The 20,973-nt window shown below is 43.0% G+C and carries 25 protein-coding genes; 17 read left to right on the forward strand and 8 right to left on the reverse strand.

Features of this window, described 5'->3' with window-relative positions:
• Positions 1–118: 118 nt before the first annotated feature.
• Positions 119–2,449, forward strand: coding sequence for a helix-turn-helix domain-containing protein (locus C8268_RS04030; protein WP_106766486.1), 2,331 nt, complete (start codon positions 119–121; stop codon positions 2,447–2,449).
• 272 nt (positions 2,450–2,721) lie between these two features.
• Positions 2,722–3,558, forward strand: a complete 837-nt coding sequence (locus C8268_RS04035) for a YitT family protein (protein ID WP_106766487.1) — start codon at positions 2,722–2,724, stop codon at positions 3,556–3,558.
• Between the two features lie 252 nt (positions 3,559–3,810).
• Here C8268_RS04035 and C8268_RS04040 read toward each other — a convergent pair whose 3' ends face one another.
• Positions 3,811–4,029 carry a helix-turn-helix transcriptional regulator gene (locus C8268_RS04040; RefSeq protein WP_106766488.1) on the reverse strand — a complete coding sequence of 73 codons (219 nt, stop codon included), beginning with the start codon at positions 4,027–4,029 and terminating at the stop codon, positions 3,811–3,813.
• 115 nt (positions 4,030–4,144) lie between these two features.
• Between C8268_RS04040 and C8268_RS04045 the strand changes: the two genes are divergently transcribed.
• The 3 genes from C8268_RS04045 to C8268_RS04055 are packed head-to-tail and all read left to right on the forward strand — an operon-like array spanning position 4,145 to position 5,650.
• Positions 4,145–4,555, forward strand: a complete 411-nt coding sequence (locus tag C8268_RS04045; RefSeq protein ID WP_106766489.1) for a GNAT family N-acetyltransferase — start codon at positions 4,145–4,147, stop codon at positions 4,553–4,555.
• 44 nt (positions 4,556–4,599) lie between these two features.
• Positions 4,600–5,343 (forward strand): AzlC family ABC transporter permease, encoded by a 744-nt coding sequence (locus tag C8268_RS04050; protein WP_106766490.1) that lies wholly within the window; start codon positions 4,600–4,602, stop codon positions 5,341–5,343.
• Entirely contained in the window at positions 5,336–5,650 is a 315-nt protein-coding gene (locus C8268_RS04055; RefSeq protein ID WP_106766491.1) for an AzlD domain-containing protein, read from the forward strand. The genes C8268_RS04050 and C8268_RS04055 overlap by 8 nt, the downstream gene beginning before the upstream one ends.
• Positions 5,651–5,712: 62 nt before the next feature.
• On the opposite strand, the gene C8268_RS04060 is transcribed toward C8268_RS04055, so the two are convergent.
• From C8268_RS04060 to fabV, 4 genes are all read right to left on the reverse strand, one after another.
• Positions 5,713–6,408 (reverse strand): copper homeostasis protein CutC, encoded by a 696-nt coding sequence (locus tag C8268_RS04060; protein ID WP_106766492.1) that lies wholly within the window; start codon positions 6,406–6,408, stop codon positions 5,713–5,715.
• A gap of 22 nt (positions 6,409–6,430) precedes the next feature.
• Positions 6,431–7,888: a leucyl aminopeptidase family protein gene (locus C8268_RS04065; RefSeq protein ID WP_106766493.1), complete on the reverse strand. Its 1,458-nt coding sequence runs from the start codon at positions 7,886–7,888 to the stop codon at positions 6,431–6,433.
• 43 nt (positions 7,889–7,931) lie between these two features.
• Entirely contained in the window at positions 7,932–8,948 is a 1,017-nt protein-coding gene (locus tag C8268_RS04070) for an asparaginase (protein ID WP_106766494.1), read from the reverse strand.
• Positions 8,949–9,197: 249 nt separating this feature from the next.
• A complete protein-coding gene (fabV, locus tag C8268_RS04075) occupies positions 9,198–10,388 on the reverse strand; it encodes an enoyl-ACP reductase FabV (RefSeq protein ID WP_106766495.1) in 1,191 nt (396 codons plus the stop codon).
• Positions 10,389–10,644: 256 nt separating this feature from the next.
• Between fabV and C8268_RS04080 the strand changes: the two genes are divergently transcribed.
• Positions 10,645–11,802 (forward strand): MFS transporter, encoded by a 1,158-nt coding sequence (locus tag C8268_RS04080; RefSeq protein ID WP_106766496.1) that lies wholly within the window; start codon positions 10,645–10,647, stop codon positions 11,800–11,802.
• Positions 11,803–11,884: 82 nt separating this feature from the next.
• Here C8268_RS04080 and C8268_RS04085 read toward each other — a convergent pair whose 3' ends face one another.
• Genes C8268_RS04085 through C8268_RS04095 form a run of 3 tightly spaced genes read right to left on the reverse strand, consistent with a single transcriptional unit; the run spans position 11,885 to position 13,478 of the window.
• The gene (locus tag C8268_RS04085; RefSeq protein ID WP_158702670.1) at positions 11,885–12,460 is read right to left on the reverse strand and encodes a DUF4825 domain-containing protein; all 576 of its coding nucleotides are present in this window, start codon (positions 12,458–12,460) and stop codon (positions 11,885–11,887) included.
• Positions 12,453–13,133 (reverse strand): permease prefix domain 1-containing protein, encoded by a 681-nt coding sequence (locus C8268_RS04090; protein ID WP_106766498.1) that lies wholly within the window; start codon positions 13,131–13,133, stop codon positions 12,453–12,455. Before C8268_RS04090 ends, C8268_RS04085 begins: the two co-directional genes overlap by 8 nt.
• Positions 13,134–13,478 carry a PadR family transcriptional regulator gene (locus C8268_RS04095; protein WP_420094232.1) on the reverse strand — a complete coding sequence of 115 codons (345 nt, stop codon included), beginning with the start codon at positions 13,476–13,478 and terminating at the stop codon, positions 13,134–13,136.
• Between the two features lie 437 nt (positions 13,479–13,915).
• Here C8268_RS04095 and C8268_RS04100 point away from each other — a divergent pair, with 437 nt between their 5' ends.
• The 11 genes from C8268_RS04100 (at position 13,916) to C8268_RS04150 (ending at position 20,964) form a co-directional block, all read left to right on the forward strand.
• The gene (locus C8268_RS04100) at positions 13,916–14,236 is read left to right on the forward strand and encodes a hypothetical protein (protein WP_106766499.1); all 321 of its coding nucleotides are present in this window, start codon (positions 13,916–13,918) and stop codon (positions 14,234–14,236) included.
• Positions 14,208–14,642 carry a hypothetical protein gene (locus C8268_RS04105; RefSeq protein WP_234032664.1) on the forward strand — a complete coding sequence of 145 codons (435 nt, stop codon included), beginning with the start codon at positions 14,208–14,210 and terminating at the stop codon, positions 14,640–14,642. The genes C8268_RS04100 and C8268_RS04105 overlap by 29 nt, the downstream gene beginning before the upstream one ends.
• 86 nt (positions 14,643–14,728) lie before the next feature.
• Positions 14,729–15,016: a hypothetical protein gene (locus tag C8268_RS04110; RefSeq protein ID WP_106766500.1), complete on the forward strand. Its 288-nt coding sequence runs from the start codon at positions 14,729–14,731 to the stop codon at positions 15,014–15,016.
• Between the two features lie 151 nt (positions 15,017–15,167).
• Positions 15,168–15,452, forward strand: coding sequence for a hypothetical protein (locus C8268_RS04115; protein WP_234032665.1), 285 nt, complete (start codon positions 15,168–15,170; stop codon positions 15,450–15,452).
• A 97-nt stretch (positions 15,453–15,549) separates the two neighbouring features.
• Entirely contained in the window at positions 15,550–15,858 is a 309-nt protein-coding gene (locus C8268_RS04120) for a hypothetical protein (RefSeq protein ID WP_106766502.1), read from the forward strand.
• A 27-nt stretch (positions 15,859–15,885) separates the two neighbouring features.
• Positions 15,886–17,178: a Tle-like phospholipase domain-containing protein gene (locus C8268_RS04125; protein WP_106766503.1), complete on the forward strand. Its 1,293-nt coding sequence runs from the start codon at positions 15,886–15,888 to the stop codon at positions 17,176–17,178.
• A gap of 45 nt (positions 17,179–17,223) precedes the next feature.
• Positions 17,224–17,496, forward strand: coding sequence for a hypothetical protein (locus tag C8268_RS04130; protein WP_106766504.1), 273 nt, complete (start codon positions 17,224–17,226; stop codon positions 17,494–17,496).
• Positions 17,493–17,903 carry a hypothetical protein gene (locus C8268_RS04135; protein WP_106766505.1) on the forward strand — a complete coding sequence of 137 codons (411 nt, stop codon included), beginning with the start codon at positions 17,493–17,495 and terminating at the stop codon, positions 17,901–17,903. The genes C8268_RS04130 and C8268_RS04135 overlap by 4 nt, the downstream gene beginning before the upstream one ends.
• 237 nt (positions 17,904–18,140) lie before the next feature.
• The gene (locus tag C8268_RS04140; protein ID WP_106766506.1) at positions 18,141–19,586 is read left to right on the forward strand and encodes a spore germination protein; all 1,446 of its coding nucleotides are present in this window, start codon (positions 18,141–18,143) and stop codon (positions 19,584–19,586) included.
• Positions 19,583–20,731 carry a Ger(x)C family spore germination protein gene (locus C8268_RS04145; protein WP_106766507.1) on the forward strand — a complete coding sequence of 383 codons (1,149 nt, stop codon included), beginning with the start codon at positions 19,583–19,585 and terminating at the stop codon, positions 20,729–20,731. The genes C8268_RS04140 and C8268_RS04145 overlap by 4 nt, the downstream gene beginning before the upstream one ends.
• 41 nt (positions 20,732–20,772) lie before the next feature.
• Complete coding sequence (locus C8268_RS04150; protein WP_106766508.1) at positions 20,773–20,964, forward strand: hypothetical protein; 192 nt, start codon at positions 20,773–20,775, stop codon at positions 20,962–20,964.
• Positions 20,965–20,973: the final 9 nt, after the last annotated feature.

Consider the following 20,973-nt stretch of genomic DNA (forward strand, 5'->3'; position numbering starts at 1 on the left):
AACGAATCTGCTCCCGAAATGAATGTAAGCCTTTTCATTGTAGTCGCAATTCAGTATATTTAAGATATATGCATGTTGCCGGGCTAAAGGATTGATATCATCGGCAGGGAGGTTACAGATGAAGCATCTTTGGATAAAGCAGTTTTCGGAAAAAGGTGTTTTCTATTGGAAAAGCATGGTTCTTGCTGTGCTGCTTACATCTTTGCCAATAACCGTAATCAGCGCGGCCTATTGGTATTTCGGAAATCAACATTTGGTTCAACAGTTTCAATTAAAAAATGAGGAAGCCGTCCTCGATGCCGCTAAGCAAATTGACAATCAGTTTGGGCAGCTTATTCAATATGCAGTGCAAATGGTCGTAAAACCGCATTTCAAGCCAACTTTATCCGATATGGACTTCGCCGATCGCTTTGAAGAAACCAATGAGCTTCTGGATGTGCTGTCGCTCGTTCAAAACGCTGACCCGCTGATCGATCAAGTATATTTGTACGTGGATAAACAAGCTAAAGTACTGCAACCATCACTCGGCGCACGTGCGTTAGAGAGCGAAACAGAATTGAAACAGTGGCAGGAACTGATGGATTTCGAGAGCGGTATCTTCTGGACTCACCAGTTGGTTCGTCCGTTCCGGCAAGGCGGCTCCACCCATGCGATCGTGATGAAGCTTCCTTTCAATGGACCGAAGCCATATGGAGCGATCGTCATTTATTTAAATCCATCCAAACTGCATCTCTTCTCCGATACGGATAAAGCGGCGACCCTGCTCGATAATGAAGGGCATGTTATCGGCCAATCTGAACGTGCTGCACAATCGCCCGAGGCGCTTGATGAAATTCGCAGCAGCTTGACTGAAACCGAAGTGGATAACGGAGGGCCTAGAGGCTGGGAACTGCCTTTAAACGGAGATACACTGCTCGTTAATGCTGTCACATTCGAGAAGCTCGGCAGCAGCTGGACGTTCGTCTCCGGCACATCGCGATCCGTTATTACAGCTCCAACCCAGGCATATACACATATTATTCTGATATGTTTCATCGTCGTACTCATAGCCGCACTTGTACTGAGCTGGTACGCAACAAGGCGGATTTATAACCCGATTCGGCGGGTTATGGATATGCTTGCCGGCTGGCGAAAACCCGAAATCGTTATACGTAACGAGCTTGATTATATCGAGAGTGAATGGAAGCAGTACCAATTCGCAAATGAATCGCTGCAAAGCCGATTGAATCAGTCGCTTCCTACACTGCGTGAAGCGTTTATCAACCGTTTCGTTACCGGTCAGTCCACACACTTGACGGAAACGGAATTGACATCGAAACTTCATAGCTTCGATGTAGACATCGAAGGTAAGCAATTCGCAGCCGTCGTCTTTCGCCAGCATCCGCTTAATGAAGAGCGAGCTCCCTTGTCTGACAAGGATGATGACTTATTAATGTATGCGGCTATGAATGCTGTCGAGGAATTATCCGAAAGGGATGCGGACTATGTGCATACGCTTGTCTTTGACGATTGCTCCTTTGGCGTTGTGCTTATCCTTTCACCACTACCATCGAAAGATGAGGGGCAAAAGGCGCTTCATCAACTGTGTGAACAGTATGAACGTGCACTGCGCGATGTACTGCGCTTAGAGACGACCATCGTCATGAACGGCCCGATTGATAGGTGGACAGACATCCCTCATGCCCTGGAACAGGCACGAAGGGCTCTGCGCTATCGCGCCTTCAATGCCGGGAGCCAACTGCTTGAAGCGGAGCAAGTATTGTCCCAACCGAAGCTGATCGACCGGGGCCAGTTCCCGATTGAGCTGGAACAAGACCTGATCCATGCGCTCAATATGGGACTGGAAGAAGAAGCGATGCAAGGACTTGAACGCTTTGTTGCCGCAATGCAAGCCGGAGGAGCAGCCGAATGGCTCGTGCATCAGGGGCTGATGCGGCTGATGGCCAACATCCATCGCGCCATGCTTCAGGCCGGTCAGAACCCTTATGCTGTATATGACGGCGCCCGGCTGTATGAAGAACTGAACGAGCTACGTGATACAAAGGCATGTCTTGACTGGTTCCAGAGAAAGATAATTCGGCCTTATATCGATTCACTTGGCAAAAGTTATAACACAACAATGAAGCAGCTTGTAGAAAACGTTCTTGCTCACATCGAAAACAACTTCATGTGCGATCTTTCACTCGAAACAGTCGCTGCTGATGCAGGAGTCAGCATATCGCAACTTAGCCGGGCGTTTAAACAAATGGTCGGATCGAGCTATGTTGATTACGTCAAAACTTTAAAAATAAACCGTGCGAAGGAAATGCTTGTCCAAACCGATATGATGATGAGCGAAATTGCTGAAGCGATCGGATATCAGCCTTCATATTTCAATCGAACGTTCAAGAAGCTCGAAGGCATGACGCCGGGACAGTACCGACAGCTGCATGAACAGACAGAAAAATGAAACACAGAGAATATCCAATTAAAAGTGAAGATGAATCATGATGGATTAACTGTTAAATTGTTGTATAAGAAACGCGTGGTATCCCTAAAACATCTATAATTAACTGACTAATTTACGGCCTTAAATCATTTACAACACCGGTTTTGTTCATTATAATGAAATTATTAAAAGAGCTGCGCAATCTATGTTGTTTGCATTAAGCGATTAAAGGATGATTCTTTTCCTTTGATCGCTTTTTTTGTGGACTTATAGGAATGTATGGAGGGAATTGTATGAAAAGAAGAGTGTTTGACATGGTTATGCTGCTGGTTGGAGGATTTTTGTTTGCACTGTCCGTAAATCTATTTATCATCCCCAACGACTTCGGTGAAGGCGGAGTAACCGGTATTTCAATCATTCTATACTACTTGTTTAGTTGGTCACCAGCACTTGTCAACATCGTTGCCAACGGCATTTTGCTAGTTATTGGTTATAGATTGCTTGACAGTAAAACAACGTACTATACGATCATCGCTGTTGCTTTTAACGCACTGTTCCTGCATTTAACACAGGACTGGTCTATTTCTTCGAGCGACCCCGTGATCAATGCTATTTTTGCCGGGTTGTTTGCCGGTGTCGGAATCGGTATGATTATCCGAGTTGGAGGTACGACGGCGGGTACGGCAATTTTGGCCCGTCTTGCCAATAAATATTGGGACTGGAATATCAGCTATGCCCTGCTGTTCTTTGATCTCATCGTTGCGGGAGCGTCCATCTTTGTTATCGGCGTGGAAAAGACGATGTTTACGGTTGTTCTCCTCTACATTGGAACGAAGGCGATGGAGTTCATCATTGAAGGTTTGAATCCGAAAAAAGCAGTCACCATTATCTCAACTCAACACGAGCGCATCGCTAATCACGTTACAGAGGTGATGGACCGCGGAGTGACGGTATTACGCGGGTACGGTTATTATACGGGGCAAACCAAAGATATACTGTACATTGTGATCAGCAAGCAAGAAGTTTCTAATCTCAAAAAAATCGTTCGGGCCGAGGATAAAAATGCTTTTGTTACAATCCACGATGTTCGCGACGTATTTGGTGAAGGGTTTATTGATATTTCAAAATAAAACTGAACCAGAAAATGTCAAAACGGCTAGATTGTCTTAAAAAAGGCGATCTAGCCGTTTTTGTTACATTCTTTTGGCATAATGATTAAACAGGAAAATCCCTAAAACAATTTGAAAAATAATAACAGCACATAAGACAAGAACTACCGTAGAACTTACACCCGCTAAACTAAATGTGCCAGTTAAAGCAAGAAGTATATAAATCCGCCAACATAGACGAAGATCAATCCTGCGAGTGTTAAAAGCACCCACTTATTTATCGTTTTCATCTTCCTGCTCCTCCTCGTAAATGAAAATATCTTCGATACTCATTCCAAAAAAACGGGCGATCTTGAATGCAAGAATGATCGATGGGTTATAGCGACCGTTTTCAAGTGAACCAATCGTTTGCCTGGACACTTTCAACCTGTCTGCAAGTTCCTCCTGTTTCATCCCTTGTTTTCTTCTGATTTCTTCAAGCCTGTTTTTCAATCATCGTACCTCCTGAACAACCATGGAAAGTTGACTTCCCATTACAATATATGTAATATACATTTATTTAAAGGAAGCTTTCCATAATATCGCCATGAACATAGGAGGTTTGATTATGACAGAAAATATAAACATAGTTTATGAAGCACCGGAACCTAAGGAATATGTTAACCTCAGAATAGCTACGGGACTAAGCCCCAAAAATATATCTACCGCAGCCATTGCGATGAAAAACAGTATTTTTTCGGTTTCTCTGAGAGATTCCAATGCACTCGTCGGAATGGGGAGAATTATTGGGGATGGCGGATGCTTTTATCAAATTGTAGACATTGCAGTACATCCTGATTATCAAGGAAAAGGCTTTGGTTCTTTGATTATGTCTGAAATTATGAATTACCTGAATGAACACGCACCACAAGATTGTTACGTTAGTCTCATTGCCGATGTTCCGGCAGACAAACTGTATAAGAAGTTTGGCTTCGAATATACGCAGCCCCGTTCGGTTGGCATGTTTAAAAAATACTAAATACCAGCTTGCGTTCCATCTGAAATACAAGATGAGGTGAATTTATGACGACTCCGTCAATAGAGCATCAGCTTGCAAAGCCTTCCCATTTCCAGCTTGGGTTAAAAGCCGGAATACCGGTAGCCATCGGTTACATGCCCATCGCCATGACTTTTGGTCTGCTGGCCAAAACATCTGATATACCGATAAGTGTCGCCATCATGATGTCTCTGCTTGTTTATGCTGGCGCCAGTCAGTTCATCGGGATCAATCTTATGGCTGCAGGTGTAGCAAACTGGGAGATTATCATTACGACCTTTATTTTGAATCTTCGTCATTTTTTCATGACAGCTTCACTGTCTCAACGAATACCGGCGCGTGTATCAAAAAAATGGTCTGCCCTGCTATCCTTCGGCGTCACCGATGAAACATTCAGCGTTGCATCAACTCAAGGATCAAGAGAGTTGCACCCAAGCTTTGTCCTCGGTTTGAATGCAATCGCTTTTGCAGCCTGGAATATCGGGTCCTGGATCGGGATATTTCTGTCTAGCGGGCTGCCGGAGTCCGTCCAGAGCAGTATGGGAATCGCGCTGTATGCCATGTTTATCGGTCTGATCATCCCTTCACTAAAAAAATCCAGACCTGTCATATGGATTTGCCTGTTAGCGATCGGTATTCATTCTGTTTTTTACTGGATCATCCCAAAATACATCAATATGTCTGCCGGCTGGAGCATTATCATAACAACCATTTTGGCATCGGCCATCGGCGCGCTATTGTTTCCAAATGGTGGTGATACCAATGAATAATTTATGGCTCCTTGTCATTGGCATGGCACTCGTTACATACATTCCACGGATGATCCCCATGGTTTTTCTGAAAGATATCAAACTGACCCCGAGATTAAAAAGATTCCTTGAATTCATTCCATATACTGTACTGGCCTGTCTGATATTCCCTGGTATTTTAACATCTGTTGGCAGCATGTTTTCAGCCATCATCGGCGGAGCCGCAGCAGTCCTGCTCGCTCTGAGAGGATGCAACCTGGTCCTGATTGTTCTGGGAGCCATTTTATCCGTATATGTGGCTGAACAGGTTTTAAGGATCATTGCATAACGGAAAATCAAAGAAAACCCGTCTCTCTCTAATAAAGAGAAACGGGTTTTTATGTACAGGTATTAGTTGTTAATTTGATGCAGTTGATCAGCTAATGAACGCAAACTCCCTTTATCAATCAATCCAAGCCCACTGCGTCCTTGTCGAATCGAAGAACCGAAATGAACCTCCTTCACACCCGTTTCTTCAATAAAAGAAACGACTCCTTCAGGCGTCAAGCCGTAACCGGCCAGAATCCGAGGCCCCTTCTCCCGCGAGCATTGTACCAGCTGCTGGATTTGAGGTATGGATTGTGGTGCTGGTAAAGGTCCGCCAGAGGTCAAAATCCGGGAAATCTGCGGATACCCTCGGAGCACTTCATAAGCCGCCAATTGATCCGATGCTTCATCAAAAGCCCGATGAAAAGTAATATCCAGAGAGCCCGCTTCAGCCAGCAGCTGTTTCAGCATCGGCTCATCGATTGTACCTGTTGAAGTCAAAGGACCCAGAACCAGTCCCGCTGCCCCAGTGGTTTTAATTCGAGATATGTCCGCCAGCATCGTCTCCAAATCCTCATCATCCATTATAAATGAGCGGCTATGAGGTCGAAGCATCACATTAACCGGAATATTCACTCTATCGGTTACTCTCTCAATCAAACCTATACTTGGGGTCAATCCCCCTTCTGTTACAGCCGTAATCAGTTCAATCCGATCAGCACCACACTCTTCTGCAGTCAGAGCATCCTGAAGCGTTGTTGCAATCACTTCCAATATCATGATGATTTCTCCTTGTCATTCTTTATGTTATATTGCTACCGTGCCGCGATAAAACATAATCAGCAAGCAGACGGGCACCGTAACCAGTAGCACCTGCCGCGCTATAACCAACATCCCTTTTATACTGCACAGTTCCGGCCATGTCGATATGAGCCCACTTCATAGATTTAGTAACAAACCGGCGGATAAAGAGCGCCGCCGTAATCGCTCCGGCCAAAGATGAAGAGCCGATATTACAAAGATCCGCATAGTCGCTATGCAGCTCCGACTCATACTCTTCCATAAGCGGCATCGGCCACAATCTTTCTCCATTTCGTTCACCGATCGAAACGAGAGATTCCGTCATAGCCGCATCACCCCAAATGCCCGCAATGCCTAATCCTAAAGCTTGACCTATATTGCCCGTAAGCGTTGCCATATCAATCGCTTCCTCTGCTCCAAGCCCTGCTGCATGAAGAAGAGCATCAGCCAGTACCAACCGCCCTTCGGCATCTGTATTGGCAACCTGAACCGTTAACCCATTCGGAAATGAAACGACCGAAGAGGGAAGCATCGCATAAGCGTCCGGCACATTCTCAGCAACAGCCACCAATGCTACGACATTAACCTTTGCTCGCAGTGAAACAAGGATATCCATTGCGCCGACAACAGCCGCCGCCCCTCCCAAATCCATTCGTGCATCACTGAGATTTTTGCCGCTCTTTATATTCATACCGCCCATATCAAAGGTAATTCCTTTGCCGACAAGACTTATCAGCGGAAGTGAGTTATCTCCTTCATATCGAAGCTCGATCAAAGCAGGCGGATAGACGCTTCCTGCTCCTACTCTAAGAAGACCATTCATTTGGCGTTCTACCAATTCCTCGTTTTTATACACTTTGGTTTTTACTGGCGTATCTTTAAAACGTTCTTTTACCCATTCAACCATTCGTCCTGGATGCAAATAATCAGGTGTTTCATTCACAAGATCCTTTGCAAACATCGTGCCTGCCGCCCGGATCTTAGCTGTATTTATAATATCCAGTAATACTGTTTCTGTCAGTTCAGGCCATTCTTCCGGATGAATCACCAGTTCTATCTTCACTGACTTCAAAGATGAAGTACGGTATTTATGAAAACTGTACAAGCCTAGCAGCCATCCCTCCAGCCAGGAATGAAGCCACTCAGAAGGTGTCACCGAATCGGAGGAACAATATCCTTGTTCAGCTTTCCTTGCAAGATAGGCCTTTGCCAGTCCTTCCTTCTGAATTTGACGTGCAGACAATCCCCCTGCCCGGCGAACTGTATCCAATTTCATCTCGCTGCGTTTTCCTAGACTGACTGCGAGGATGTTGCATTCTTCATCGCTACGGCTGCGAAACCAAATCGCATGACCGGGCTTCTGATCAGCATCGCGAATCGGATACATAAAATGTTCATCCTTATATATAGGGTATACTTGAACATCCGATCTCCGGTCTGCGCTCAAAGTTATATCCATATTGTCACTTCCCGTCATCGTTATTGGCCAAAAGTCAAGCCTGTCATTTGTCTGAAGCTTTCAACGAGAATACGGATTGTCGTTCACCTACTACCAATCCGTTATCATTCAAAATTTGATTCGGTATCAATTCATTCAGGCGATCAATCGTAAGCTGATTACTGTAACCGATATATTCAAGAATCGATGCGATAATGCATGGCCATACCTGTTCCGAACCATCAGACACTTTCAGCGATATGCCAATCCGCTCTTTACGAAGGCCGATTCCATATACCCCTTTTGCACCTCCTTTTGCAATCAAGTTCGGATCTTTTAATAACGTGGAGCAAACAAACCTGGTATCTGCAACCATGTTCGGATAATCATTCATCCGCGCAGAGATCCGCTCGACCGCAACGCGTGTTTCTTCATCGGGGATCAGATCAGGACAAGCCAGCTTTACATATGCAGATGCAATTGACTTAAGCGGTACTGCAAAAATCGGTAAACCGCAACCATCGATACCCAAACCAATCTGCTCTTGGGGGGTGTCCGTAAAAAAAGCAAGCGTTTGCAAAATTTCCTGCTGCACAGGGTGCTCCAGGCGATAATACGTCTTCGGGTCCCATCCCATATGTTTGCTAAGAGCGATCAATCCGATATGCTTTCCTGCACAATTATGAAATATTCGGCGCTTCTCTTCGTTCCTGCGGAGCCGTTGTGCCCTTGCTTCCTCATTCAGCGGATATGCCGGATTACAGTAGAGCTCTTCCTCATGAATGCTTGTTTTGCGCAACATCGATTCCAAAGCATCGATATGAAAAGCTTCTCCCCGGTGTGAAGCAGCAAACAGTGCAACTTCTTCATGGGTTAATCCATGCTTTTCATCTATACGGCGCTTCATAGACGGTATAGCTTGAAACGGTTTGGCGGCTGAGCGAAAAAATGTGACATGCTCCGGGTCACCCGCGCTGTATAGCACTTTTCCTGCCTCATCAACGACACTGACTGCCCCATAATGCACATTTTCCAGCAATCCGCCGCGGTATTCCTCTACCAAAGACGTAAACCCTGCCATATTCAGACCACCTTTCCTTAATGAGCGTTTCTAATCTGATACCTCAGACTCATCCCCGTCTTCCTTGCAACCGATGCCCGTGATATCGGGGACCGTTCTACTCACGATAATGATAGTCCGGCTTTGAACCATCGTCAACCAATAAACACATACTATGTTTTTTCCTTGAATGTTTCAAAAATAGAAAGATGGCGATACGGGGAATAATCACCCCTGTACCGCCATCCTCAGTTTTGTTTTATCGTTAATTTATCGTGCTTCCGGTATATCAATCATCGGATTTACATCGGCATCGTAGTCAACACCTTCTGTTTCAAACCCGAAGAGCTGGAAGAACTCTCGGCGATATCCTTCCAAATCTGTAAGCTCATAAATATTCTCACTGTTAACCTGATCCCATATCTTGTTCACTTCCTCCTGTACATCTGGACGAAGCTCCCAATCGTCAATACGAATACGGCCTTTCTCATCTACTGGAGTTTCTTGACCGGTGTATAAACGCTCCGCAAACAAACGATAAGTCTGCTCGATACATCCTTCATGAAGGCCTTTCTCCTTCATCACCTTGTATAGAGCTGAAACATACAGAGGGACAACAGGGATCGCCGAACTGGATTGGGTGACCAACGCTTTGCTGACCGACACATAAGCCTTACCTCCTGAAGCAGACAGCTCATCATTCAATTTCAACGCTGTTGCCTCAAGATGATCCTTGGCTCGTCCGATGGAGCCATCCCGATAAATAGCATGAGTAATATTCGGACCGATATAGGAATACGCAACCGTGATGACATCGTCTGTCAACACACCGGCTTCACGAAGCTGGTGAATCCACATTTCCCAGTCCTCGCCTCCCATAACCTCTACCGTATCACGGACCTCCTGCTCCATTGCAGGCTCAATCGTTACTTCACTCACTTCTCCCGTATGAAAATTAACCGTCTTGTTCGTATACGAAGCTCCTATCGGTTTCAGTACAGAATTAATCGTTTCACCGGTCTTCGGATTCACCCGGCGCGCCGATGCCACGCTGTACACGACCAGATCAACCTGACCGATCTCACTTCGAATCACTTCAATAACTTTTTGCTTCGTCTCATTAGAGAAGGCATCCCCGGTTACACTGAAAGACTTAAGATTGGCTTCCCGCGCCGCTTTCTCAAACGCTGCGGAGTTGTACCATCCTGCCGATGCCGTTCTCTTCTCCGTTGCCTGGCTTGGACGATAAACTCCAACAGTGTTAGCGCGCGCGCCAAAAGCAGCCGCGATGCGTGCTGAAAGACCATATCCTGTTGAAGCGCCAATGACAAGCACATTTCGGGGACCTTGGATCTCGGGTTTGGATTTCATATAATTCACCTGCTCCAACACCTGCTGTGCGCAGCCTTCCGGATGAGCGGTCGTACAAATAAAACCGCGTGTTCTAGGTTTAATAATCATAATTTTAAATTCCTCTCTTTAAATCAAAATATTATTTTCTTTAATTATTCATTAACTTGCTATACCTATTCTAACAATTTTTTCGAAAACGAAAACCTTTCACAGTGAAATTGTTCGTCTAGACACCACAGTGATTATGTTAGAAGACGTATATACTAAATTCGATAGCTACCAGCTCATACCTTTCGTGTTATGATGTGATGTATAGTCTGAATTTCCGACCTGGAAACCAAACAAGTGAGGTTATGTACGATTGATGAAAGCAATCACATTATTACGAAGTTTCAACTTTTTATATTTTGCACTTCTGGCAATTTTCATCCCCTTTCTGCCTGTATACTTGGATGGTCAAGGACTAAATCCGGCACAGATCGGTTTTATCGTTGGCAGCGGTGGAATAATTACGATTTTCGCCCAGCCTTTATGGGGGATGATCAGTGACCGGACCCGGACCGTCCGCAAGGTTCTACTGCTGCTTCTTATATGCTCCAGCTTGATTGGATATTGGCTGTATGCATCGAGCAGCTATACCTTACTGATTATATTTGCGATGCTGCTCTATTTTTTTCTGATGCCGATCGATCCTTTAACAGAAAGCTTGAATTTTCGCATGTCAGAAGCTGCCGGAATCAGCTACGGCTCGATTCGTACATATGGAGCATTAGGGTACGGTGTTATGGCTCTTTGCTCCGGCTACATTATGTCCTACTTCGGTGCTCATAGTCTTGCCTATCTGTTCGCCGGCATTGGCCTTATCGGTTTTATCCTTATCATAGGAATGCCCGATGCCCCGGTAACAGGAAAGCCGGTGACCCTCAGCAGTCTGAAACAATTTCTAAGCAACAAAGAGACTTTGTTATTTCTCGTACTCATCTTCATCAGCTCGGTTCCTGCAAGAATGAATGACACATTTCTTGGTGTTTATATCAAGGAGTTAGGAGGAAGCCCGGAACTGGTCGGGCAAGCCTGGTTTATTGCCGCCGGAAGCGAAATTGCGATTTTTGCTTTGAGCTTTTGGTGGCTGCGAAAAGGAAAAGAGCTGATCATCATTACGATAGCCGGCGCCTTTTACTTCCTGCGATTTTTTATTTCAGCATGGGTTACTGACCCGCATATGCTTGCCTATCTTCAGGTTTTGCAACTGCTCACCTTCCCGATCTTCTACTCAGCCGCTATCCAGTATCTATACCGGATCGTACCTGAGGAATGGCGTGCTACAGGTCAAACCGTGCTTGCTCTTTTATTCTTCGGAGTATCCGGTATTATTGCATCGTATGCGGGAGGTGCTGTCTATGAAGCCTTCGGTGGACAAATGCTGTACCTGTCTATTTCGATAATGTCGCTGGTCGGAATGTTATTCGGAATCGTGCTCACCGTCAAATATGGCCGCTCCGTGCATTCCGCTGAACAATAACTGTAAAACGGCTCGCAGGTTGAAACCATGCGAGCCGTTTTACTTCGATATGCTTTTTTCGTTATTTTCCTGAAACAATTCTTTATTTTACGGCTTCACGTGTTACCAATTGATCGTTAAACTGCTGAATAAATTGATTATCCTTCATTTTTTCCTGAACCAATTCGCGCCAACTTTGTATATTTTGCAACGTAACCAAGCTACCCTCTTCACCATACCATTTCTCAACTTCTTTTCTTTCAATCGTATAAACGGCATCTTCAAACGTCATACGTAGTGCCTGCAAGTTATCAATCATGACAAAATTGGCTGTTGGAACATATAAAAGCATTTCCTGCAGTTTTTTCTCTTCAAGCTGTTCTGATTGAACATTGTATTTCAATTCCACCGTTAAATCATCAGGATATAACTGAAATGATTGGTTCAAATCATGGTAAGGAAGACTGTAGTTCAAATTGGCAATATTTCCAGCGTTCCCCATGTATTTATTTCTATATTTTAAAGTTCGTGAAATATCATGAGTATAAGGGTTTTTCTGCTCCGCTTCATATTGCATTTCCATCTGTCTGGCCTTAGGCTTGATGATCCCCTCTACCACGACGATACCGCATATACCAACGATAAGCAGAATAAGAATCCAGAGGTTCTTCCTATTCATGATCATACACCTCATATTTTCTAATAAGACGGTCTGCCTTGTAAAACAAAAGCGGAATGATGACCGTAATCAATGGAATGATAACCTCCAATATAATGATATAAAGAGCATACGGCCCATCGATCTGGATACTTCGTCCGAAGTATAAGTCGCTGCCGATATGGGTCATCACTGTAAAAACCGTAACTACAATCGCAAATAGCCCCCAAATGATCCATGCCCCACGGTTTAATCTCTGCAAACTTAACGTATTGATAATGGCGGTACGCTGTTCATCTTTTTGTTTACGGAAATAAAAAAAGAAGATTCCTGTCAGAACGACGATAAGGATCAGGAAATTGTTCACCATCATTCCCATCGATGTAAGCCGTAACGGAATCGTTAATATCCATGCGATTAATACATATAAAAGGGCGCTTTGAATCATGTCATACCAAAATTGATTTACATATACTCTCTGGTTGTTATCAATTAGATTGTCAATCGCTTCAATATCTTGAATAGCAAGACTAACGGCATGCTGGTACTCCATTCCACTGTTCAAATAATCCGTTACCTTGGCCTCCAAATTGCTGTGAATCTCATTGCGGAGATCTATTACGGCTTTCGTCTTTCTATGATGCGCAAATAAACGGTCTACAAAAATTTCTAAATCGCTCTTGCTGCTCATCATTTAGTGCTCCTTTCCCCAACCGATCAGAACATCGATAATTTCTCTAGCTGCTTTCCATTCATTCCAATTCTGAATAAATCGGTCGTGTCCTGACACGGTTAACGTATAATACTTCCGCCGTCCTCCTTGTGTCTCTTCTCCCCAATATGAAGTGATAAACTTTTGCTTCTCCAATCTTCTTAAGCTTGAATACAGCGTGGGTTCTTTCAGTTCGAATCGATTGCCGCTGCGCAGCGCTATTTCCTTAATAATCTGGTAGCCGTAATTATCTCCGTCCTTTAATACCCGCAGTATAAATGTATCAATATGGCCGCGAACTAGATCGCTGTTATGTAGTGAATCCATGATTGGTTTTTCCTCCCTCATGTGGGATGAGTACAACTTAACACACAGAACTATGTCTGTCAAAGTAATATTAGTGACATATATTTTGTTGGATTAATATTATTTTTATACTGCAAATTTTCTGAAATTCTCAACGATATGATCTTAAGCTTTTAGGTTTTATTGTTATAAAGTATTCTGTCAAGAGTCTTCAGTTGCAAAAACACCCCACTACAACCCCATTGCCGCCATTTAATCCTAATTGTTAAATTAAGCATCTGTTCCTATAGAACAAAATGATTCCAAATTGTAAAATTTAAGGTTGAGTACATCCAAATACTGGAACAGGCATCAATCAATTTTTTGAAAGGATTGATCACTATTAAAGCCAGAACTCAATTCATCACATTCATTCTTGGTCTGGCAGTAATCCTTTTTTGCTTGGAGGATGTCAGCCATTGGATAAAAACAATGCCGGTAACAGTGGCGGCAAGGACGAAGAAATCATTGAACAGGCTAAAGCTACAGCTATCAAGCATTTAAAAAGCAAGTATGAGCTGGAGGTCGAGATAACGAAAGCGAAAATGCTTCCAACATATGTGGCTCTAGAAGTCATTTTGGAAGGAAATGTGATCGGGAATGAAGATCAAAGCTTTGGTATTAGTGTAAATTATGAAACAAATCAAACATCAGATTTTTCGATGAGTCCTGAACTTGTTGAGGCGATTAGAGCCAAGGGATATGAGCCTTTTGACAAAGAAAAAACAACTAATCGTTGAAAGGGTGATTGTTATTAAAATCAGATCATTCATAACTATGATTGGTTTTATCATACTTATTTTATTACTTGGGGGATGTCAGCAAATAAACAAAAACAATATTACTAACAGTGACAACAAAGACGAGAAGATCATTGAACAGGCTAAAGCTACAGCCATTAAACATTTAAAAGCTGAGTATGAGCTGGAAGTCGAGATAACAGGAGAAAAAAAACTTCCTGATTATATAGCTCAAAAAGTTATCTTTGAAGGAAATGTAGTTGGGAATAAAGAACAACACTTCAGTATAACTGTGAACTATACAACGAATGAAACATCTAATTTCGGCATGAGCCCAGAACTTGTTGAGATGATTAAGACCGAGGGGTATGAGCCTTTTGACAAAGAAAAAACAACTAATCGTTGAAGGGGTTGATCGTTATTAAAACCAAGTCGTTAATTGCTATGATTGGTTTTTTCTTAATTATATTATTGCTTGGAGGATGTCAACCAATGGACACTAAAGCTAATACCGGAGATAAAGACACCATGAATGAAACCAAGGCCATTGCTATTCAATTTTTTAAAGAAAAATATAACTTGGACGTCGAGATTACGGAACAAAAAAAACTTCCATCTTATGTAGCCACAGAAGTTGATTTAGAAGGTCATGTCGTTGGCCATGAAGATCAGAGTTTCAATATTTCTGTAAACTACAAGACTCAAAAAACTTCGGACTTTGTAATGAGTCCGGAACTTGAAGAAAGCATTATTTCCAATGGGGTTGATCCATACAAATAACTAATAGTTATTTAAATTCATTAAATCCGGCCGCTTCATAAAGGAGTGATCGTTATTAAAGCCAGATCGTTCATTACTTTGATAGGTATTCTAATAATTATTTTATTGCTTGGGGGATGTCAGCAAGTAAACAAAAACAATGGCGCTAACCGTGAGAGCAAAGGACGAAAAGATTATTGAACAGGCTAAAGCTACAGCTATCAAGCATTTAAAAAGTAAGTATGAGCTGGAGGTCGAAATAACGAAAGCGAAAATGCTTCCAACATATGTAGCTATAGAAGTCATTTTGGAAGGAAATGTGATCGGGAATGAAGATCAAAGTTTTGGTATTAGTGTAAATTATGAAACAAATCAAACATCAGATTTTTCGATGAGCCCAGAACTTGTTGAGGCGATTAGAACCAAGGGATATGAACCTTTTGACAAAGAAAAGTAATTAATCATTGAAGGGGTTGATTGTTATTAAAAACAAATCGTTATTAGCAATGACTGGTTTTCTCTTAATTATTTTATTGCTGGGAGGATGTCAACCAATGGACAAAAACAATAACGCTGACAGTGACAGTAAGGACGAGAAGATTATAGAGCAGGCTAAGGCTACAGCTATAAAGCATTTAAAAGCTGAGTATGAGCTGGAAGTCGAGATAACAGAAGAAAAAATACTTCCTGATTATATAGCTCAAAAAGTTATCCTTGAGGGAAATGTAGTTGGGAATAAAGAACAAAACTTCAGTATAACTGTGAACTATACAACGAATGAAACATCTAATTTCGGCATGAGTCCAGAGCTGGTTGAAGCGATTAGAGCCAAGGGATATGAACCTTTTGATAAAAAAAAATAATAATTTCTGGAGGTATTTAACTTGACTATGTCGTCCAAGATCGATGATGAAACCTACAAAATAATGTCCGACATTGCTTATGGTGAACACAAAGATAACCGAGCTTTTAAGAACCTCCCGGGATGGATTGTATTAGATACAGAAAGCAAAGCAGTCTCCGGCTTTGATGCCGTTACTTTCGTAAATAATGAAACAAAGCAGGCAGTGATCGCCTTCAGAGGAACAGAGGGGGACAAAGAACTCGTTCATTCGGTACCGGATTTTTTAAAAGATATCGATATTGGTCTGGCAGAAGTAAATAGAAAAACCGAAATTAAAATGCCTTGGGATGAGCAAATAACCAAATTTGAAGATGCAGTTGGTATTACCAAGTTGAATAACTGGACAGGTGAAGCTGCAAAAGAGATAGATAAATTCATGCAATTTCCAGAAAGGAATCAGTTTTATCAAGCCGAAGACTACGCTAAAGAAATGCAAAGTAAATATCCAGACCTTGATTTTACCTTAACAGGTCATTCTCTGGGCGGAGCGAATGCACAATATGCCGCTGCCTATACCGATATGGATGCGGTCACCTTCAGTGCCCCCTCCATTATTGGCAGTCTGACACCGGAAGCTAGAAGAAAAGCTGAGGAGGGTGGGTTTGACTATCAAATCACCAACTTTGCTCATCCCGGAGACATCGTCGCAAGCGGTGCTTTTGGCGGGTATGAAGGTCATGTAGGCTCGACTTATTATATTGACTCCAACTATGAAGATGCCAACGACGGGGTGAGCATTAAGGAAAAAGTGAAAAACTCGTTTGGAGGCCCTAGCTATCACAGTCTTGACCGCTACAAATTTGAAGATGGGTATATTTCCAATCCGGTATTTGATGGTAAAACCGGTGAACAGGTTGATTCACCACGTGTCCCTTCTACAATCGGCTTCTTGGGTGGAGTAAAGATGATGATTAACGAAATGGGTAACAAAATGACAGCTCTCCATAATATAGCTCTTGCCACCGGAGCCTATGTATCTGCAAGTGTAAGATCAGCATCCGGAGCAGGAACCATTCAGGTTACGCCCGCGGAACTGCGAAATGTGGCAGAGCGTTGGAAGTTCAATGCACAGCAATGTCATGCTGAGCTGGAAGGAATTCGTCAGCGTCTATCCACCTATCTGTATTCCAGCCACAGTCGGCGCCTTCAGCCAATCATTCAACAGCTGGATACAGCCATTGTCTCCATGAGTCAGTCACATCTCCAGCATACTAATGAAATCCTATACTATATTAATCATAAAGCTGACTTGTTTGAACAAACCGATAACAGCTCGTAACTACGGGTAACAGAGAGAATATAACACCCCGGGGGAGGGTCTAATTTGAACGGAGAAATTCTTCTTGAATTAAACGACTTGCAGCAGGCAGAACGAGAACTATCCAATCTGCTTGTAACCATACGTGCAGATGTACAGGAAGCCAAAGCGCTCTACAACCGTCTGCACGACTGGAAGGGACATTCAGCAAATGTGCTCAGAAACCGGATTGAAACTTTCTTTGAAGATATGTCACGCAAAATCCAGGAGATCGAGCAGCAAAAAGCGGAACTGCTCCGATACATTCAACATATGAAACAAATAGATGGCATATCATGACACGCTTCAGTAACATACTTGCTTCCAAATCCAGAGTCATTATGAACTTGTTTTTCTTTATCGTTATTATTTTTCTACTAGGACAATGTCAACAAATCATAAGTAACCATGTCACTGAAAGCGCTAAAAACAAAGACATCATTGAAAAGGCAAAAGCTACGGCCATGAAATATTTGAAAAACAAATATAAGCTAGATGTCGAAATAACGAAAGACAAAATACATCCAACTCACGTAGCTACTGCAGTCGTATTAGAAGGAAATGTTATCGGGAATAAAAACGAATTCTTTACCATTAGTGTAAATTACAAATCTAATGAAATAAGATATTTGAGCATGAGCCCAGAACTGGTTGAAGCGATCAGAGCTAAAGGTTATGACCCGTATATTAAACAGAAACATCCTTGAGCTTACAATCAAACTTTGAGCCTTAGCAAAATCTAATCTCGTCAAAAAACAAGCCACCGAATGAAGTGACCCCCAAAAGTTAGACATACTCTAACAGTTGGAGGGGCAGTTCAAAAAAAGGTTGCTTGTTTTTTTCTTTCTACCCAAATATTCTTCATTTTTGCATAACTTGAGCACACTGCCGGCATGATATAAACAATACCTATCGTTAACATGTTTTCAAAGGAGGGCGAAACGATGGATCATGCTAATCACCTGCTTCAAGATATCCAACAAAAGCTGACGAATTGCGATGACGTTACATATTTGCCGATTCATGTGCAGGGGCATGAATGCACTGTCATTTATATTCAATCCATCATCAATCTCCAGATGCTGCAGGAACAAATCGCGACCCCATTATTGTCCCTAAGCCTGTCCAATCCTAAAAACTTGAGAAAAACGTTGGATGAAGGGGCTATTTTTACGGCTCCCTATACCCAAAACTCAGATCCTGAGAATATAGCGAATTGTATTGTAAAGGGCAGCGCCGCTGTATACGTCGCAGGATACTCTCACGTCATTCTGTTTGATATCCCCATGTATCATACCAGAGCGGTCGAGGAATCTCAGAACGAACAGGTTGTCATTGGACCGAGAGAAGCTTTCATCGAAGACATTGAAGTCAATCTGTCTCTTATCAGACACAAAATTAAACATCCTGATTTGAAAGTCGTTCATTACACGATCGGATCTTACACCCAGACTACTGTTTACGTCCTTTATATCGAAGGATTATGCAAACAGGAAGTATTGGATGAATTGGATGAACAATTAAAAAAAATAGACATAGACGGCATTTTTGGTATGGGTTATATATCCGAGCAGTTTAAAGCTAGCCGACTGACTCCATTCCCTCAGTTTCAATATACAGAGCGGCCTGATTCCGTTGCCTCCTCCCTGTTAGAGGGCAGGGTGAGCATCATGCTCGATGGCACTCCATCGACGCTTATTGTGCCGGTATCTATTTTTTCGTTACTGCAATCATCGGAGGATTATTATCAAAGCTTTTATTCTGCCAGCTGGATGCGTATCATCCGGGTTATGTTCGCTCTGGTCTCATTAATGCTGCCCTCACTTTATGTGGCGATCACTACGTTTCAACCGGAAATCATTCCAACGGATCTGCTCATTACAATTGCAGCAGCTCGCGAGAACATCCCCTTCTCCGCATTAACGGAAGCATTCATTATGGAGCTTACTTTCGAAGCACTTCGGGAAGCGGGAACGCGAATTCCCAAGCCAGTCGGTCAGACCATTTCCATTATCGGCGCGATCGTTATCGGCCAAGCTGCTGTTGAGGCAGGTATCGTTTCAACGCCCATGGTCATTGTTGTTTCCATCACAGGAATTGCCGCTTACATTGTTCCGCATTACGAACTGGGGTTAGCCTTTCGACTGTTAAGATTTCCTTTACTTATACTTGGTGGTACAACCGGACTGCTTGGAGTGCTTGCAGCAACCTTTATCGTATATGGACATCTGACTTCATTGAACACATTCGGCACACCTTACATGTATCCACTTTCCCCTCTTGTATTTTCAGACTGGAAAGACATGCTGGTTCGTGTTCCTTCATATTGGATGACCAAACGACCCGCCAATTTTGCTTCAAAAAACAAAAGGAGACAGACGCATAAATGAATGCCTTACGTCTTTGTAAAGTCATTCTCCCCCTGTTGCTGCTTACCGGATGCTGGTCCAAAGTGGAGATCAACGAGCAAATGTTTGTTTTTGCTATTTTTATTGACAAAGGCGAACAGCCGGATTCTGTCGAGGTCACCCTAGGTTCTCCATTACCCAATCGCTTGTCCCCCGGCAAACAAACAGGAGGCAGCAATGACGGAACCCCCTATACTATGATCAACAAAACGGGAAACTCGATACCGGAAACGATCAATGCCATCCAAAGAGATGCAACAAGACAGTTGGATTTCAGCCATACCCGTGTTGTTGTCATTAGCCGAGAGTTTGCAGAGTCGGGGATCCGGGATGTCCTCGACTGGATTCTAAGGGAACCTTCACTAAACTTTAGCTCCTTCTTGCTGGCGTCTGAAGGAAAGGCCAAACAAATCGCTGAATTAGCACCGGTATTTGAACAAATGCCCTCTTCTGTATTAATGCGATTTGAAGTGTTAAACAACGCGCTGGCAACAACCGCCAGAGATTGTTTATTTGGAATGCTGGGAGGCCAAGGGTTTGCCCTCACTTATGTAAACAGTGAGCTTAAACCATTATTGAGCGAAAAGGAGAAGTTGGAGAGGTGGACCGGCATAGAGGGCGCTGCTTTATTTCACAAAGACAAAATGAAAGGCGTGATGAGTGAAAAAGAAACGAAAGCATTGGCCTGGGCTTTAAACCACATCCGCAAGCCACTTTATACGGTAACCTGGGATGGCGGTAAAAGCAAAGCAAGCGTTCTTTTTATAAATACAAAAGCTAAAAAGGAGCTTCATATGACCGATTCAGGTCCTGCGTTTACTGTGAAATTAAAAGGTACCGGTGATCTGATTCTTCTAAAGGATTCCGGGAATCGCACACCTGTAGAAGTTAACAAAATTATTACACATGAACTGGAACAGATGATCCGTACCGATATGGAAAACGCACTGCGTGTAACCAAAGAGCTAGGTACAGATGTCTTGCAGTTTGGAAATATGATTGAAGCAAAATACCCGAAAATATGGAGTGAGTTCGTTGTCAACTGGGACGACCGCTATAAGGATGATATCCAAATTGATGTGAAAACGAAAATAATGGTCCGTCATTCAGGAGCATCAACCTCCTGATTAAAAAGATCATCACTCTATTTCGTTAGGAGGTCTTCAGCATGTTGGCTTTGTTTTTTGCCTGCATCGCTCTATTGGACTGGTTTCTTGTTAAAGCCAAGCCTAAACGTGAGAAATGGATGATGCTGCTCGTCATTGTACTGTTCACAGCTTGGAATATATGCGCCAATCTATTACCTTGGTGGGCAGATCCATTCGATATCATCTATATGGCTTTTAGCTGGATTTTATAAAACCACGAC

The sequence above is a fragment of the Paenibacillus faecalis genome, from assembly GCF_900289175.1.
Lineage (GTDB): Bacteria > Bacillota > Bacilli > Paenibacillales > Paenibacillaceae > Paenibacillus_AQ > Paenibacillus_AQ faecalis.

Excerpts from the sequence above, each read along its gene's own strand:
- C8268_RS04095 (WP_420094232.1), bottom strand. The coding sequence starts at position 13,478 with ATGGATTCACTACATAACAGCGATCTAGTTCGCGGCCATATTGATACA.
- C8268_RS04050 (WP_106766490.1), top strand. The coding sequence starts at position 4,600 with ATGACGACTCCGTCAATAGAGCATCAGCTTGCAAAGCCTTCCCATTTC.
- C8268_RS04045 (WP_106766489.1), top strand. The coding sequence starts at position 4,145 with ATGACAGAAAATATAAACATAGTTTATGAAGCACCGGAACCTAAGGAA.
- C8268_RS04035 (WP_106766487.1), top strand. The coding sequence starts at position 2,722 with ATGAAAAGAAGAGTGTTTGACATGGTTATGCTGCTGGTTGGAGGATTT.
- C8268_RS04135 (WP_106766505.1), top strand. The coding sequence starts at position 17,493 with ATGACACGCTTCAGTAACATACTTGCTTCCAAATCCAGAGTCATTATG.
- C8268_RS04150 (WP_106766508.1), top strand. The coding sequence starts at position 20,773 with ATGTTGGCTTTGTTTTTTGCCTGCATCGCTCTATTGGACTGGTTTCTT.
- C8268_RS04120 (WP_106766502.1), top strand. The coding sequence starts at position 15,550 with ATGGACAAAAACAATAACGCTGACAGTGACAGTAAGGACGAGAAGATT.
- C8268_RS04070 (WP_106766494.1), bottom strand. The coding sequence starts at position 8,948 with ATGGCAGGGTTTACGTCTTTGGTAGAGGAATACCGCGGCGGATTGCTG.
- C8268_RS04055 (WP_106766491.1), top strand. The coding sequence starts at position 5,336 with ATGAATAATTTATGGCTCCTTGTCATTGGCATGGCACTCGTTACATAC.
- C8268_RS04145 (WP_106766507.1), top strand. The coding sequence starts at position 19,583 with ATGAATGCCTTACGTCTTTGTAAAGTCATTCTCCCCCTGTTGCTGCTT.
- C8268_RS04125 (WP_106766503.1), top strand. The coding sequence starts at position 15,886 with ATGTCGTCCAAGATCGATGATGAAACCTACAAAATAATGTCCGACATT.
- C8268_RS04090 (WP_106766498.1), bottom strand. The coding sequence starts at position 13,133 with ATGATGAGCAGCAAGAGCGATTTAGAAATTTTTGTAGACCGTTTATTT.
- C8268_RS04080 (WP_106766496.1), top strand. The coding sequence starts at position 10,645 with ATGAAAGCAATCACATTATTACGAAGTTTCAACTTTTTATATTTTGCA.
- C8268_RS04140 (WP_106766506.1), top strand. The coding sequence starts at position 18,141 with ATGGATCATGCTAATCACCTGCTTCAAGATATCCAACAAAAGCTGACG.
- fabV (WP_106766495.1), bottom strand. The coding sequence starts at position 10,388 with ATGATTATTAAACCTAGAACACGCGGTTTTATTTGTACGACCGCTCAT.
- C8268_RS04085 (WP_158702670.1), bottom strand. The coding sequence starts at position 12,460 with ATGAATAGGAAGAACCTCTGGATTCTTATTCTGCTTATCGTTGGTATA.
- C8268_RS04030 (WP_106766486.1), top strand. The coding sequence starts at position 119 with ATGAAGCATCTTTGGATAAAGCAGTTTTCGGAAAAAGGTGTTTTCTAT.
- C8268_RS04110 (WP_106766500.1), top strand. The coding sequence starts at position 14,729 with ATGGACACTAAAGCTAATACCGGAGATAAAGACACCATGAATGAAACC.
- C8268_RS04065 (WP_106766493.1), bottom strand. The coding sequence starts at position 7,888 with ATGGATATAACTTTGAGCGCAGACCGGAGATCGGATGTTCAAGTATAC.
- C8268_RS04060 (WP_106766492.1), bottom strand. The coding sequence starts at position 6,408 with ATGATATTGGAAGTGATTGCAACAACGCTTCAGGATGCTCTGACTGCA.